The sequence below is a fragment of the Hydrogenobaculum sp. genome (genome assembly GCF_049967395.1).
In the GTDB taxonomy this organism is placed as follows: Bacteria; Aquificota; Aquificia; order Aquificales; family Aquificaceae; genus Hydrogenobaculum.
In genome coordinates, this window is the sequence record NZ_JBMFST010000007.1 from 1 (window position 1) to 13,593 (window position 13,593).

The 13,593-nt window shown below is 35.8% G+C and carries 18 protein-coding genes and 1 tRNA gene; 11 read left to right on the plus strand and 8 right to left on the minus strand.

Annotated elements, in window-relative coordinates; translation table 11 throughout:
* The 3 genes from ACP5S8_RS01920 to ACP5S8_RS01930 form a co-directional block, all read left to right on the plus strand.
* A partial coding sequence (locus ACP5S8_RS01920) for a hypothetical protein (RefSeq protein WP_461875477.1) occupies nt 1-546 on the plus strand: 546 nt, incomplete at its 5' end.
* A complete protein-coding gene (locus ACP5S8_RS01925) occupies nt 543-1,433 on the plus strand; it encodes a tetratricopeptide repeat protein (protein ID WP_461875479.1) in 891 nt (296 codons plus the stop codon). The genes ACP5S8_RS01920 and ACP5S8_RS01925, both read left to right, overlap by 4 nt.
* Nucleotides 1,420-2,286 carry a UbiA prenyltransferase family protein gene (locus ACP5S8_RS01930; protein ID WP_461875480.1) on the plus strand — a complete coding sequence of 289 codons (867 nt, stop codon included), beginning with the start codon at nt 1,420-1,422 and terminating at the stop codon, nt 2,284-2,286. Before ACP5S8_RS01925 ends, ACP5S8_RS01930 begins: the two co-directional genes overlap by 14 nt.
* Here the strand turns inward: ACP5S8_RS01930 and ACP5S8_RS01935 are convergent.
* Genes ACP5S8_RS01935 through ACP5S8_RS01965 form a run of 7 tightly spaced genes read right to left on the minus strand, consistent with a single transcriptional unit; the run spans nt 2,283 to nt 8,043 of the window.
* Nucleotides 2,283-3,071 carry a DUF302 domain-containing protein gene (locus ACP5S8_RS01935; RefSeq protein ID WP_461875481.1) on the minus strand — a complete coding sequence of 263 codons (789 nt, stop codon included), beginning with the start codon at nt 3,069-3,071 and terminating at the stop codon, nt 2,283-2,285. The genes ACP5S8_RS01930 and ACP5S8_RS01935 overlap by 4 nt on opposite strands.
* 9 nt (nt 3,072-3,080) lie before the next feature.
* A complete protein-coding gene (gene soxB, locus ACP5S8_RS01940) occupies nt 3,081-4,820 on the minus strand; it encodes a thiosulfohydrolase SoxB (protein ID WP_461875482.1) in 1,740 nt (579 codons plus the stop codon).
* An 11-nt stretch (nt 4,821-4,831) separates the two neighbouring features.
* Entirely contained in the window at nt 4,832-5,161 is a 330-nt protein-coding gene (soxZ, locus tag ACP5S8_RS01945) for a thiosulfate oxidation carrier complex protein SoxZ (RefSeq protein ID WP_461875483.1), read from the minus strand.
* A gap of 16 nt (nt 5,162-5,177) precedes the next feature.
* The gene (locus tag ACP5S8_RS01950; protein ID WP_461875484.1) at nt 5,178-5,666 is read right to left on the minus strand and encodes a thiosulfate oxidation carrier protein SoxY; all 489 of its coding nucleotides are present in this window, start codon (nt 5,664-5,666) and stop codon (nt 5,178-5,180) included.
* Nucleotides 5,660-6,073 (minus strand): thioredoxin family protein, encoded by a 414-nt coding sequence (locus ACP5S8_RS01955; protein WP_461875486.1) that lies wholly within the window; start codon nt 6,071-6,073, stop codon nt 5,660-5,662. The genes ACP5S8_RS01950 and ACP5S8_RS01955 overlap by 7 nt, the downstream gene beginning before the upstream one ends.
* Nucleotides 6,070-6,525 carry a DsrE family protein gene (locus ACP5S8_RS01960; protein WP_461870453.1) on the minus strand — a complete coding sequence of 152 codons (456 nt, stop codon included), beginning with the start codon at nt 6,523-6,525 and terminating at the stop codon, nt 6,070-6,072. Before ACP5S8_RS01960 ends, ACP5S8_RS01955 begins: the two co-directional genes overlap by 4 nt.
* A gap of 51 nt (nt 6,526-6,576) precedes the next feature.
* The gene (locus ACP5S8_RS01965; protein ID WP_461875488.1) at nt 6,577-8,043 is read right to left on the minus strand and encodes a porin; all 1,467 of its coding nucleotides are present in this window, start codon (nt 8,041-8,043) and stop codon (nt 6,577-6,579) included.
* A gap of 175 nt (nt 8,044-8,218) precedes the next feature.
* Between ACP5S8_RS01965 and ACP5S8_RS01970 the strand changes: the two genes are divergently transcribed.
* The 6 genes from ACP5S8_RS01970 (at nt 8,219) to ACP5S8_RS01995 (ending at nt 11,305) form a co-directional block, all read left to right on the plus strand.
* Nucleotides 8,219-8,785, plus strand: coding sequence for a hypothetical protein (locus ACP5S8_RS01970; protein WP_461872778.1), 567 nt, complete (start codon nt 8,219-8,221; stop codon nt 8,783-8,785).
* A 36-nt stretch (nt 8,786-8,821) separates the two neighbouring features.
* Nucleotides 8,822-9,412, plus strand: a complete 591-nt coding sequence (locus ACP5S8_RS01975) for an anthranilate synthase component II (protein ID WP_461870456.1) — start codon at nt 8,822-8,824, stop codon at nt 9,410-9,412.
* A gap of 20 nt (nt 9,413-9,432) precedes the next feature.
* On the plus strand, nt 9,433-9,615 hold the full coding sequence (locus ACP5S8_RS01980) for a hypothetical protein (RefSeq protein ID WP_461875489.1): 183 nt from the start codon (nt 9,433-9,435) through the stop codon (nt 9,613-9,615).
* A gap of 4 nt (nt 9,616-9,619) precedes the next feature.
* Nucleotides 9,620-10,408, plus strand: coding sequence for an ABC transporter ATP-binding protein (locus ACP5S8_RS01985; RefSeq protein ID WP_461870458.1), 789 nt, complete (start codon nt 9,620-9,622; stop codon nt 10,406-10,408).
* Nucleotides 10,409-11,173, plus strand: coding sequence for an ABC transporter permease (locus ACP5S8_RS01990; protein ID WP_461875490.1), 765 nt, complete (start codon nt 10,409-10,411; stop codon nt 11,171-11,173). It abuts the gene before it with no gap.
* 40 nt (nt 11,174-11,213) lie between these two features.
* A tRNA-Ser gene (locus tag ACP5S8_RS01995) sits at nt 11,214-11,305 on the plus strand.
* Between the two features lie 7 nt (nt 11,306-11,312).
* On the opposite strand, the gene ACP5S8_RS02000 is transcribed toward ACP5S8_RS01995, so the two are convergent.
* The gene (locus tag ACP5S8_RS02000; protein ID WP_461870460.1) at nt 11,313-11,627 is read right to left on the minus strand and encodes a hypothetical protein; all 315 of its coding nucleotides are present in this window, start codon (nt 11,625-11,627) and stop codon (nt 11,313-11,315) included.
* 110 nt (nt 11,628-11,737) lie between these two features.
* Here ACP5S8_RS02000 and ACP5S8_RS02005 point away from each other — a divergent pair, with 110 nt between their 5' ends.
* Nucleotides 11,738-12,235 carry a 4Fe-4S dicluster domain-containing protein gene (locus tag ACP5S8_RS02005; RefSeq protein WP_461870476.1) on the plus strand — a complete coding sequence of 166 codons (498 nt, stop codon included), beginning with the start codon at nt 11,738-11,740 and terminating at the stop codon, nt 12,233-12,235.
* Nucleotides 12,210-13,592 carry a UDP-N-acetylmuramoyl-L-alanyl-D-glutamate--2,6-diaminopimelate ligase gene (locus ACP5S8_RS02010; protein ID WP_461875491.1) on the plus strand — a complete coding sequence of 461 codons (1,383 nt, stop codon included), beginning with the start codon at nt 12,210-12,212 and terminating at the stop codon, nt 13,590-13,592. The genes ACP5S8_RS02005 and ACP5S8_RS02010 overlap by 26 nt, the downstream gene beginning before the upstream one ends.
* The last annotated feature ends 1 nt before the right edge of the window (nt 13,593 follow it).

The window sequence follows — 13,593 nt, forward strand, 5'->3', positions numbered from 1 at the left end:
GCCTTTCAGACTGGAAATCCAGCATATGTAAAAGTTGGTATACCACATCAAAATAGAGATCTCTCTTTTTATATGAAATGTAGTATTTTTTCAAGTATTAGAGATGATGAGATAGTACTTATGTCAGAGTCTTTAGTAGAGGTGCCACCCTTTTTAAAAAGAGCAAGCGTAAGAGTAGAGTTTGATTCCAAGCATAAAGCTTATGCAAAGTTGTGCCTTGAGGACTTTGACGAATGTTTTTCAAACCTCTCGTTAAAAAATATTAGCGAAACTGGTTTTGCTATAAAAATAGAAAAAGATGAAAACAAAGATCACATATTAGACAAGATAAAAGATTTAGCAAAAAAGGATAACGTCTTTGATGTTGAGCTTTATATAGATAGCAATATTGTTAGGGGTAAAGCTAGTTTAGTAAATATATACGAAGAAGAGGACGAGCTATACGCTGGCTTTAAAATGTCTGTAGATAGGAAAGATGCTATAAAGCTAAGCTCCATTATCATGAAGCTTCAACAAGAGATAATACAAGAAATAAAATCTCTATGAAAAAAAATGTATTTTTTTTATTTTTAATTGTATCTTTTGTAGTTAGCTCTTGCTCTAAAAAACCTTTCAACAACGAATGCATGTCAAAACTATATCAAGGTGATTTTAGGTTGGCAGTGTTTGAGGGCCATAACGAACTTCTAAAAAATCCCAAAGACCCAGCAGCGAGCCTTTGTCTTGGTATAATGAGTGAGATAAACGGAGACTATCAAGATGCTGTAGTATTTTTAAAAAATGCTCTAGACAACACAAAAGACATAACGATGATGTCTGAGGCAGAAAGCTATCTTTGTAGGGTTTTTGCTATGAGCGGCGATATAAATAAAGCTACAACACATTGCCAAAACGCCATGAAATATAACCCTACAGGTGATGCTCTTGCTTTAGCCTTAGAGTCTCAGGGCTTTTTGGAAAGCGCTAAAAACAACTATCAAAAGGCTATAGAGTTTTTTGACGATGCATTAAAACATGCCAAGTCAGATTTTGTCAAATCAGATATAATGGCTTTAGAAGGGCTTGCGTACTATCACATAGGAAATCTTGATAAAGCCAAAGAAATTTTAGAAAAAGCTCAGAAGCTTGCAAAAAAATCAAAAAATCACGACGCAAGAGCTATAGCACTGCTTTCTTTGGGAGAGATTGCAAGGGAAAACAAAGACTATAAAAATGCACTTACATTACTATCAGAAGGTTATCAAGAGGCTTTGAAAGCGGATGACAGCTATTGGGAATCTATGGCTTATGCGTATCTTGGATTTTACTATAAGGATGTTGGAGATAATATAAAGGCAAGAGCCTATATCCAAGGAGCCATAGAGTATCTAAATCAAATTCACGCAGATAAAGAGGTCCAGTATCTACAATCTTGGTTAAATGGACTACAATAAATTAAAGATTTTCCTTAGGCTATTAAGGGTAAAACAATATACCAAAAATCTCATGCTTTTTATACCTATAGTGTTTGCAAGAGAGATTTTTCATACAAAGCCCTTTTTTCATACAGCACTTGCTTTTTTAGGCTTTTGCCTCATAACATCATCCACCTATATACTAAACGATATCATAGATGCTCCAAAAGACAGGCTTCATCCCAAGAAAAAAAATAGGCCCATAGCAAAAGGAGATATTTCTATTAAAACTGCATCTGTTGTGGGTATTTTTTTGTTTGTGGTTGGTTCTATGCTTGTAATAAAAGCCTCTATACTGGCTTTTGGCATGTCTATGGTGTATGTGTTAAATAGCTTTGTTTACAGCTTTTATTTTAAGAAAAAGCAACTTTTTGATGTGTTTTTCATAGCCTTTGGGTTTTTGATAAGAGTATACATAGGCGCTTTTGCATCGTCTGTGGATGTGTCGCCATATCTATTTTTAGATATGTTTTTCATAAGCCTTTACCTTGGTTTTGGTAAAAGAAGATATGAGCTATTTACAATGGAAGAAAAAAGCCAAGATTTTAAAGAGGTTTTAAAGTATTACAGCGTTTATTATCTTGATCAGCTTATGGTAATATCCGCTACGCTGTCTCTTGGAATATATGCTATGTATACTCTAAGTGTACCCAGTAAAATATTCTTTTACAGCGTTATAATAGCCACTTTTGGTATATTTAGGTATTATCATATAACGCACAATTTAAAAAGTGGGGAGCCTTCAGAAGAGCTTTTAAACGATAAACTCATACTCCTTAGCGCTGTCTTGCTTGTTTTGTACGACGGAGTTATCCTATACTTTCATTTTTAAAAGCCAGATAAAGAAGATTTTAAAATACCGTTTAACTCATCAAGGGCTTTTATAGTAGAGGGTTTTAGGCTTTTATTGATGTATTGAACAGCTTTTGGGTTAAAATAAGAAATAAAAGTTTTGTTAGATTTTTGGTATATCACAATCCTACAAGGGGCAAAAGCTCCTATATCTTTGAAATCGCTGAGTATATACCTTCCCCATTTGGCGTTGCAAGAGTAAAGTATATCCACATTCTTTGTTTGATATTCATGAGGCACTGTCATATCGTTTGATTCTAAAGAGCTTTTTATGAATGTAGTAGCATCTTTAAAATCCATGTTGTAAGGCATATTTACAAACAACGGCAAACTCTGATATGATGAATGTTTTGATATTTTAAACTTCAGATCTTTTAGTATTGTATTTTGAATTTTCTTCAAAGTATTTAGGCTTTTAGCATCAGCGCCTGTCAAAAGACCAACGTAATATATATTTGGTATCACTATGTAAGATTTGCCGTTTTCTTTGTAAGTTAACACGCTAAAGGGTACCGCGTTGCCAAGAAGAGGGTTTTTTGAGAGAAGGGCATCTGTATATTTTGTATTATAGATATATACTTTATAAGGTATAAAGTTTTTGTCGTAGGCTTCCATAGTTTTTTGTATATCAAAAGTGTATAAAAGCTTAAAATCCTTGTTTAGATTTTTCACATAAGAGCTTGGAGCTACTTCTTTAAAGTAAAGTGGGCTACTAGCCCACGATAATCCTACCAAAATCCCAACACCAAACAATATTTTCTTCATAAACACTCCTTATGTGGTAGTGTAATTGTACGGCTCGTCCAATACTTTGAAAAGGTTTCTTGGATTTGTAGTTATCTCTATGTGTCTTTTGGATTTTATATAGTTTATCAAAAGATCATAAGCAGGTATTGGTTTTGCATCTTGGACCAAAGTACCTATCTTATAAAGCTCACCACCGTAAGTGGCTGCTACGTACTCTTTGTTTGGGTCTAGGTCTTTGCCGTTTATTTTGATGACTTGAAATCTTTTGCCCTCTGGCTCATTTATCTTTATCTCGTAGTATACATTTTTGGAAAGCCTTGGCATATCACCACCTTGTTGATATATAGGGTTTGGATTAAAGACGTTGTCCGCCATGTCCTCTAAAAGGGATTTTATTTGAGAGCCCTTTAGTTTAAACACATAGACATGTGGATATGTGATGGCGGTAAAATCGTATACATCGTTTATGGTAATGTCTTGACCAGGAAGTAGCGTAGCACCCCATCTATAACCTGGTGAAAACACTATATCTATACCGTGATAGTAATCCATTATGGCATCGTTGGCAAGCTCATCAAAGGTGCTGTAAAATGTATCTCTTTTGTATATCAAAGAAGATGTGGTGCCTATCTTTGTATTTAGCTTTTCATCGTATGGTTTAAAATACTCTTGAAGAAGTTTTTCCGAATCTTCATCCTTTGGCACTATATTTGTAGCCACTGGTATAAGCTTAAAGGATACATCTTCCAACCTTCCTTTAGAAGCCTTTAAGTCTATGCGCCCTACAAACTTACCGTGAGAACCTGCCACTACTACATATGTATTGTTGTACCTTAATACCTTTGGCGTTATATCGTGAGTGTGTCCACTTATTATGATGTCTATACCGTGTACATATTTAGTGAGTGCTATGTCAAGAGGCAATCCGTCGTGAGATTGGAGTATTACAACATCTACTCTGTGTTTATCCCTTAGTTCGTTTACATACTTTTGCATAGAATCCATATTTATACCAAAGGTCCAGCCTTCTACAAACTTAGCTGGGTTTGATATAGGAGTGTATGGAAATGAATTGCCTACTATACCTATTTTTACACCGCCTATTTCTTTAACTACATATGGTTTAAAGGGAAGCTCTCCAAACTCATCTTGGATATTTTGAGATATAAACTCTCCTTTAAACTCCTTTATACGTTTTAAAAACTCTTCCTTTCCAAGGGTAAAATCCCAATGCCCCACAAAAAGGTCGTAGCCCACAAGGTTCATCCAGTCCAACATGGATTTTCCTTTGGTAAAAAGGGTAATGGCTGATGTGGTAAGAGTATCGCCGTTGTCCAATATAAGACAGTTTTCCTTACCTCTTTCATGGACTATATCTTTTATTATGCGGGCTATATGAGAAGTCCCACCCATTATGCCGTATTTGTGTGCAAGCTCTATAAAATGCACGTTTGTATCAAAATAACAGTCAATAGTATCTGGCTTCAAGCCGTAAAACTTTAGGAACTCATAACCTGCTATAAACCCAGGTGTACCGGCTAAGTTTTTAGGACCTACCAAATTAGCAGGCTCTCTGAAATAAAGAGGTTTCATATGTCCATGGGTATCTGTGGTAAATATAATACTAGCTTTACCAACTGGTCTAAAACTCATCAAATCGTCGTAAGTTAGCTTGTTTACTTTTGCCACAGCGCTTATGGGATCTGTAGCTATTCCAACTCCTATTACACTAAGAAGCTCTAAAAAGTCTCTTCTTGTAAGGTTCATAAGTTAACTCCTTAAGAAAGCTCTAAACTAAAGTCGTGTTCAAAGCTTTTACCGTGATTGTCCGTAAACACCATCTTTACGGTGCCTGCTTCTTCCGCTTTAAAATCAAGACCAAATATTGGATTAGAAGATACACCAGGTCCATTGTGTATTGTGGCTATTTTTTTGCCATTTAAAGATATGTCTATCGTAGTTATATAGTTTGCCGGTATAAGTTTGCCAGTTTTTGGGTCTTTTATGGTACCCGGATCCATTGGATGCTTTACTAAAAACATAAGCTTTGCCACATCGCCTTTTTTAGGTTTGTTTGGTATAACTCTTACTATTACTGGTACGCTCATAAAACCTCCTTTTTAATTATCCACAACCACCTACTGTTACCTTTGTAAATTTAAAATCTCCTACCAAAGATCCGTCTTTTAAAAGCGCAATACCTCTTACATATGAACTTTGAGCCATCCTTATGGGCACTTGGAAAAAGGCTTTACCGCTAAGAGGAGTAAGCTCTATATAAGATATATGGGGATCTGGGTTTTCATCCACAAATATATGAAGGGATTTTATATCCTCTATGGGATAATCTGCTTCTACAGACACTGGAACGTGAAGTCCGTTTTCTGCTATAGTAGGAGAGCTTAACTTTACCTTTGGGTCTTGTTTTACGTCTTTTAGGCTTTTACCAAAAACTTTCTGAAGGGATTTTTCTATCTTCTCCAAACTCTTTGCATCTTCTTGTGGTGTTGCTGGAGCGCCAATAGATAAAATAGGAACTTCAAGAATAGGGGCTAAAGCTAGTCCAAGCCAAGCACCGGTACCAAGTTTGAACAACTCTCTTCTGTCTAACATGAAAGACCTCCTTTTTTAGCGTTTAGACATACGTAGTTTAAGGTTTTTAAAAATTGATTTGGATTCATATCTCCAAAGGCTTTAAAGATAACGCTGTTTGTCTTTGGATTTATAAATACCGAAGTAGGAGTGCCAAAGATTCCAAACCTCCTACCCAATTTCTTACCACATTTAGAATTCAAATCGATGCTAGATACCACAAAATGTGTATCCATAAAGTTTGACACGTTTTGATTGGACAAAGTAAACATCTCCATATGTTTGCAATCTTCGCAGTTGTTTTGGTAAAAATAAACCATAAGAGGTTTGTTTTGGGCTTTTGCTATAGCTAGTCCGTTTTTAAAATTGTACCAAGCACCAAAAGTTAGATAAGGTATTGTAAATAAAAGCACTATAAACTTCTTCATGGTCTTACGTAAGCGTACCCTTCATGCTCTAACTTTGCAATTTCAAGTATGCCAGCGGGTACCACTTTTGCAAAGCTTACCACATCCTTAGGTGATAGGTGGTAGGCGTTTAACGATTCATGGCATACTCTAAAATGCACCACACCTTCTTGTTGATAAGCTTGGAGCTGCATTTGAATATCCATAAGGTTGTTGGCAAGTTTTGTATCTTTTGCGAAAGGGGTATTGTCAAGGCTGTTTAGCATATACTTTATAGCAGGCCCGTAAAAGACCAAATAAAGCTGTAAGTTTTTGGGATTGTTGCCGGTGTTGTGGGTAAGATTCCTAAGGTTGTTCATGATAAATTGAAACTTAGCATCACTACCAGTATGCACATCAAAGACGATCTTAACTGGATTTGCCAAAGCAACAGTGCTTGCTATCATAAAAGCTACAATACCTTTCTTCAACATAAAACCTCCTTAAAAGTAAGTATATTATAAAAAAATAAAAACGTTGTGAACTTAATAAACTATTTGAAGCTGTAATGTATAATCTACAAAGTTCTTACCACAGCCGCCTTTTGAAGGATTGCCATTTATACATTCGGCATTCTTTACCACGGTATTTGGATTTACAAAATCAGCGCCCAAAGATATTTTAGCAGCCTGACCCGCTATATAGTAATTTAAGTATACCGATAAATTATCTATCTTACCATCTTGGTAAGAACCATTTGGAGGTTTTGATATGTTGTTTGGATTGGGAGATACTGCACCATTAGGAGCTACTGCATACACATTTTTATTTGTATAAGATTCGTATCTTAAAGCCAGCGCTGGTTTTCCTACAAGTATACCACGAACTCCTATAAACCTATCGTACAACCACTGAGTTTGGAGATAGTATCCATCTGATTCGGGTTTGTTGCCGTATTTATCACCAAAGCCCAAGTCTTTATTTACTATATAACCAGCTTGAAACTGCGGGACAAAATTGCCAAGTTTATTTTCATAAAATATATCAACGTCATAAGCTTTTGATGTGACAGAAGATGCAGGTACCCCGGGACAGTTTGACGTGAGTAAGCCGTTGCATTCTCTTTTCTGCGTTTCATAACCTATGCCTATTTGTAGCGTTTTCTTATGCCCTAAGTAAGTATCTCTCATCATATAAGTTGGGTCTGATGAAAAGCCTAAAAATGTCGGCACAAACACAAGCCTAAAAGAGTATTTTAAATTGGGATTGTCAGTTTGATATACATTGCCGTTGTTGGATAAAGAGGTTTGATAATCGTACTTACCTTGACCTACCATGGCGTAGTATTTTAGCATACCTTTTGCCAGATTTCCCCAGATAGAAACTCCCATATCCCTAAACGCTGAAGTAACGCCTGGTTCTCCTTTTATACCTGGCAAAGACCCATAACCAAGCGGGAAAAATGGGTTTATGAAAGCAAGTGCTGGGGTGGTTTTATTATTTAAATTTATAACATCGTCTATGGGACCTATACCGTATCCATAATAACTTGGTATTACAAGGGTATAGAGTCCAGACAAAGATATCCTAGAAAACGGGTCTCTAAACTCTCCAAAGGTTATATTTAGGGCGTTGGAAGGGGTGAAACCTATATAAGCATCTTGCACTACCGAAGTTTGCACCGTACCCTGGTGGGGTCTTGCACTACCATCAAATCCCAAAGCGTTGTTGTCTGCAAAATCAAAAAAAGCACCAAACTGAATGTATTTGTTTATTTGACCTTCTATACCTATCCTTGCGTCTCTTACAGAAAAGTTTGTAGCGCTTTTAGTATTTTGAGAGACTTGACCATCGGATTGCGTCCATATTTGTGTCAAAAAGTTTAAGCTCATAAAAGAGGTCCTAGATCGTTTTAGGACTATGCCTTGTGTGGGTAAAAGTGGAAATATCCAAGCGCCGTGTGCTATGCTAGTTGCTAAAATAGACGCTAAAAGCACTTTGGCTTTTCTCATAAAAACCTCCTATCGTTAAACTTTAAATAATGTTAAGTCCTCTTCTTTTTTGTGTGTTAAGTTTTTATAATAACGTTAGTTTTTGATAATTATATCTATATATCAATATATTAGAATGAAATCTTTATATAAATTTTTTATCTAATAGCGATATAATTTTTATAGGAGGTGTTTTATGAGGAAGTTTGGCGTTGCTGTTGGTTTTCTTGTGGTTAGTTCTTTAGCTGTGGCCCAACCATATTATAGTGCTAATTACAGTAGTCAGAATCTTGGCGATTTTACATCTTATATGAAGCTTGATTATATGCATTTTACAGGTTCTCACATAAGCAGTTTCGATGGACCTTACCTTGGAGTTGGTGTGGATTGGAACTGTAGGCTTTTCAAAGTAGCTTATGGACAGCTAAAACCATCTTTACAGCTTGGTACAGGTAGAGCTTATGGGGATGGTTCTCATCTTGATTTTTCAAATATAGAGCTAAATATGAGATACATTTATCCTATAGGTCAAAATCTTTTTGCTGGTTTTGGTGCTGGTATAGGAGCAGCGGATGTGAAACTACAAGGGATGTCCTCTGGTATAGTAGGTACTATGCAAGGTTCTGGAGAGCTTGATGTTAAGATATCACCAAACGTTTACATAGGTGCTCAAGCAAAGTATCAATTTGCTTCAGAGTACAAAAACACCGGCATAAATCCTGATAACTATAGGCTTGGCATAAAGCTTGGTATGATGTTTTAGTCTTGCCAAACTATATATAAGATTTATATTGTTAGTATGAAGCTTTTAATGATAGACAATTACGATTCTTTCACTTACAACTTGGTGCAGTATTTTAACATATTGGGTCAAGATGTGGAGGTTGTGAAAAACGATGAAATAAAACCAGAAGATATAAAAGATATGGACATAGATGCTATAGTAATATCTCCAGGACCTTGTTCTCCAAAAGAGGCTGGTATATCTGTAGATGTAATAAAAATTTACAAAGACAAATATCCAATATTGGGGGTTTGCCTTGGGCATCAAAGTATAGGATATGCTTTTGGAGCTAATATAGTAAAAGCTAAAAGACTTATGCACGGAAAAACTTCTATGATATCCCATAACAACGATGGTCTTTACGAAGGTTTACCAAACCCCTTTAAAGCGGTAAGATATCATTCGTTGGTGATAGATAAAAATACGTTGTCAGATGAGTTTGTTGTAGATGCTGTGGCTGAAGATGGCGATATAATGGGCATAAGACATAAAACCCTTCCTATTTTTGGTGTGCAGTTTCATCCAGAGTCCATAGTTTCTGAACATGGGTTTGACATACTAAAAAACTTTTTAGAAAAAGCTAAATTGAGTTATAATAGAGTTTAAACGGATAGGAGGTTTGCATCATGAAAGGAGTTGCTCTTTTGTGGTTAACAACGCTAGTCATAGCAGTAGCTGAGGTAGCAGGTGCTATTTTGTGGCATGGGCAAGAACATTCTACTGTAACGTTTGGTTTTCTCATGGTGGTTGCAGCGGTTATAAACGGCATATGGGCAGGATTGGTAGTGCCTTTAGCCGCTAAAGATTGAGAGTTTGGAAGAACTTTTCTTAGAAGTAAAAAATCTAAGGAAAAATTACAACGGTTTTGAAGCTTTAAAGGGTATAAGTTTTGAAGTAAAAAAAGGCGAGATTTTTGGTCTTCTTGGTACCAACGGTGCTGGGAAGACTACTACTATAAAGATAATAGCAGGTATAATGCCTCCTACTTCTGGTGAAGTAAAAATTCAAGGTAAATCTATCCAAGAAAATCCTATAAAAATAAAAAGCCAAATTGGATACGTCCCTCAAGATATATCTATAATTCCCAGCCTTAGCGCTTACGAGAACCTAAGACTTATAGGAAAGCTTTACGGTGTTTCCAAAGAAAGAGTTGATTATATGCTAAAAGCTGTAAACTTATTCGATAGAAAAGATTCTTTGGTGCAAACGTTTTCCGGTGGTATGATAAGAAAGCTTGAGATAGCTATGGCGATGCTACACGAGCCAAAGCTTCTTCTTTTAGATGAGCCGAGCGTAGGTTTAGACCCAAACTCTAAGCTTAGTATATGGAATTTCTTAAAATCAAAAAAGCAGGATATGGCAGTTTTGATTACTACCCACGATATGAACGAAGCTGAGCGCCTTTGTGATAAAATAGCCATCATGAAGAAAGGACAGATAGTGGCACAGGGCACTTTAGAAGAGCTGAGGTATTTGGTGGGAGATAAAGATGCATCCTTGGAGGATATATTTATAAAACTTACTGGTGAGAATATAGAAGAGGATTACCAAGATATAAAATCTATAAGAAAAACAAGGAATATAGTCAAAAGGCTTAGCTAGATGTGGTTTTTGGCTTTTGCAAGAGGAAGTCTAGTGATTTTAGAAATAGAATTAAGAAAGATGATGCGTCAAAAAACTGATATACTTACAAGAGCTGTGCAGCCCCTTATCTGGATACTGCTTTTTGGTAATGTTTTTAAAAATATAAAAAACATGCCTATAAAAGGTGATTATCTTTCTTTTATGACACCTGGTATTTTAGCTCAATCTGTAATGTTTGTGTCGTTTTTTTACGGCATATCGTTGATATGGGATAAAGATCAAGGTCAAATAACCAGATTTCTTAGCGCTCCAATTCCTTACTCTTCCATTACTACCGGCAAAGCCATTTTTTCTGGTGTTAGATCTTTAGTGCAAGCTTTTTTAATAATGATACTCTCAAAAGCTATAAATATAAACATTTATATAAACTTTTACACTGTTTTCTTTTCGATTGTTGTTATCATGCTATCTGGTATATGTTTTGCCAGTTTTTCTATGCTTATAGCCTCGTTATTTAAAAATGTTGAGAGATTTATGAGCGTAATTCAAATAATCACCATGCCTATTTTTTTCTCCAGCAGCGCTTTATACCCTATATCTTTGATGCCAAGATGGTTAAAGGTTGTTGCATTTTTAAACCCTTTAACTTACTCTGTGGAGGGCCTCAGACTTTTGTTGTATAAAAATAGCGTTGGTATAGGCATACCTTTAGCGGTATTAAGTTTGTACAGCGTTGTTTTTTTGGTTTTTAGCGCTTTTTCTATAAAAAAGCTTGTAAATTGAAATCTCTTAACTAAATTGTTATGGTATAATGTTTAGGTAAGGAGAGGTGGCCGAGTGGTCGAAGGCGGCGCCCTGCTAAGGCGTTGTACGGTTAAAGCCGTACCGCAGGTTCGAATCCTGTCCTCTCCGCCATAATTAATTATTTGTGTTTTTGCTCAAACATCCAAGGCATCGGCCCGCAATAATATGGGTTTGAGTAAGGACAAGGTGGTGCATAAGGAGGTGGCGCGTACCCTCCCCAAAGTTCGTACAGGTTGCAACTTTTTAAATCTTTCCAAGACTGTGCTTGATCTACACACAACTCCATGTTTTGTAGCATATCTATTTTGTTGTGTATAACCTCTAGAAGATAAGCTTTTTCTTGATTTAACATCATGGTATCATCGGCATATGAAAATCTAAATCCTAAAAGCCAAATACCAACAGCTAAACCTATTTTTAAAAGTTTTCTCATATTAAAAACCTCCTATGTAAAAATTTAAGTATCTATTCATGAATATTTTATGAACAGTCTTGATTTATATAAAAAATGATATAATATAATCTTCTATGGAAAAGTATATAATGCTTATGGATATAGATAGATGCATAGGCTGCATGTCCTGTGAAGTGGCCTGCAAGCAGGAGAAAGGTCTTTTTCAAGAAGGACCAAGGCCTATGAAAGTGCTTCGCTTTGAGCATTATGAAGAAGATCAGATTTCTTATTTTATGCCTATGAACTGTTTTCACTGTGATGTAGCTCCTTGCGTATACGCTTGTCCTACTTCTGCTATGACAAAAAGAGAGGATGGTCTTGTATACGTTAGAGATAACCTTTGTATAGGTTGCAAGGCTTGTATAGTAGCCTGTCCATACGGAGCTATAGGTTTTAACCCAGAATCTGAAAAGGTTGTAAAATGCGATTTCTGCATGAACAGGCTGGAAAAGGGACTTTTACCCTCTTGCGTTGTAAAATGCACCACGAACTGTCTTTATTTTGTGAAAGTAGATTACCCAGTACCTCAAAAGCATATTTCAAAAAACTTTGATGTCTATAATGAATTTAGATTGCAAGAAGTATAATATTACAGATAACTCTAAAGAAGTAGATAAAAATACAATATTTTTTGCTGTAAAAGGAACTTCAAAAGATGGCCACGATTTTATAGATGAAGCTATAGAAAAAGGTGCTCCTTACGTTGTGGCTGAGCATGCCGACAAAGATTATAAAAACATTGTATTGGTAGAAGACTCTAAAAAGGCTTTTGGAGAATGTGTAAAAAAACATTTTGACAATCCAGATGAATCTTTAAAAGTTATAGGCGTTACGGGCACAAACGGCAAAACAAGCACCACGCATATTATACATGCTATACTTTCGCAAAAGTATAAAGGCGCAATAATTGGTACTATGTATTACAAGTTAGGAGATGAAATCATAGAGGCTCCAAACACAACCCCGGGGGTAAAAACTTGGTTTAATCTTTTGTCAAAAGCCAAAGAAAAAGGTCTTGATTTTGTATCGGCTGAAGTATCTTCTCACGCTTTAGACCAGTTAAGGGTTTATCCTACAAAATTTTTTGCCACAATTTTTACAAACCTTACCCAAGATCACCTTGATTATCATAAAACTATGGAAAATTATTTCAACGCCAAAAGAAGACTCTTTAAAGACTATCAATACGATGTATGTGTTATAAATATAGATGACGAATACGGCAAACGCTTATACGAAGAATTTAAAGATAAAGCCATAACTTATGGATACTCTAAAGATGCTCATTTACAGATAGAGTATTTTAATCAAGAAGACAAGCTTTTAAGCTTTTATTACAAAAATAAACGTTATACGCTAAAGACAAACCTTATGGGGGCTTTTCAAGCTTACAATATGAGTGCAAGCATACTTCTAAGCCTTTATATGGATTTTGATATAGAAGATATTCAAAATGGTCTTCTTTCTTTAAGCTCAATACCAGGAAGATTTGAAACTATAGATATAAACGGTGTTAAGGTGGTAATAGACTACGCACATACACCAGATGCTTTGGAGAAGCTTTTAAAGACTGCAAGAGCCATAACTAAAAGCCGCCTTATATGTGTGTTTGGTGCCGGTGGAAACCGTGATAAAACAAAAAGGCCAAAGATGGGCAAAATAGCTTCAGAACTCTCTGATATATCGATAATAACTTCCGATAATCCAAGGTTTGAAGAGCCAATGGATATTATCAAAGATATACTTAAGGGTATAGACTCATCTAAAGGGCCTATGATAGAAGAGGACCGTAGAAAAGCCATAGCTTTGGCTCTTGATATAGCAAAAGAGGGTGATGTGGTGGTGATAGCTGGCAAAGGACATGAGGATTACCAAGAGATAAAAGGAGTAAAATATCATTTTAGCGATAAAGAAGAGGTACTAAAGTATAAAATTAACACTTAGC

Bases quoted from the DNA above. Each gene is read 5' to 3' on its own strand.
- ACP5S8_RS01965 (WP_461875488.1), bottom strand. From the start codon at position 8,043: ATGAGAAAAGCCAAAGTGCTTTTAGCGTCTATTTTAGCAACTAGCATA.
- ACP5S8_RS01975 (WP_461870456.1), top strand. From the start codon at position 8,822: ATGAAGCTTTTAATGATAGACAATTACGATTCTTTCACTTACAACTTG.
- soxZ (WP_461875483.1), bottom strand. From the start codon at position 5,161: ATGAGCGTACCAGTAATAGTAAGAGTTATACCAAACAAACCTAAAAAA.
- ACP5S8_RS01990 (WP_461875490.1), top strand. From the start codon at position 10,409: ATGTGGTTTTTGGCTTTTGCAAGAGGAAGTCTAGTGATTTTAGAAATA.
- ACP5S8_RS02000 (WP_461870460.1), bottom strand. From the start codon at position 11,627: ATGAGAAAACTTTTAAAAATAGGTTTAGCTGTTGGTATTTGGCTTTTA.
- ACP5S8_RS01930 (WP_461875480.1), top strand. From the start codon at position 1,420: ATGGACTACAATAAATTAAAGATTTTCCTTAGGCTATTAAGGGTAAAA.
- ACP5S8_RS01980 (WP_461875489.1), top strand. From the start codon at position 9,433: ATGAAAGGAGTTGCTCTTTTGTGGTTAACAACGCTAGTCATAGCAGTA.
- ACP5S8_RS01950 (WP_461875484.1), bottom strand. From the start codon at position 5,666: ATGTTAGACAGAAGAGAGTTGTTCAAACTTGGTACCGGTGCTTGGCTT.
- ACP5S8_RS01970 (WP_461872778.1), top strand. From the start codon at position 8,219: ATGAGGAAGTTTGGCGTTGCTGTTGGTTTTCTTGTGGTTAGTTCTTTA.
- ACP5S8_RS01960 (WP_461870453.1), bottom strand. From the start codon at position 6,525: ATGTTGAAGAAAGGTATTGTAGCTTTTATGATAGCAAGCACTGTTGCT.
- ACP5S8_RS01955 (WP_461875486.1), bottom strand. From the start codon at position 6,073: ATGAAGAAGTTTATAGTGCTTTTATTTACAATACCTTATCTAACTTTT.
- soxB (WP_461875482.1), bottom strand. From the start codon at position 4,820: ATGAACCTTACAAGAAGAGACTTTTTAGAGCTTCTTAGTGTAATAGGA.
- ACP5S8_RS02005 (WP_461870476.1), top strand. From the start codon at position 11,738: ATGCTTATGGATATAGATAGATGCATAGGCTGCATGTCCTGTGAAGTG.
- ACP5S8_RS01925 (WP_461875479.1), top strand. From the start codon at position 543: ATGAAAAAAAATGTATTTTTTTTATTTTTAATTGTATCTTTTGTAGTT.
- ACP5S8_RS02010 (WP_461875491.1), top strand. From the start codon at position 12,210: ATGAATTTAGATTGCAAGAAGTATAATATTACAGATAACTCTAAAGAA.
- ACP5S8_RS01935 (WP_461875481.1), bottom strand. From the start codon at position 3,071: ATGAAGAAAATATTGTTTGGTGTTGGGATTTTGGTAGGATTATCGTGG.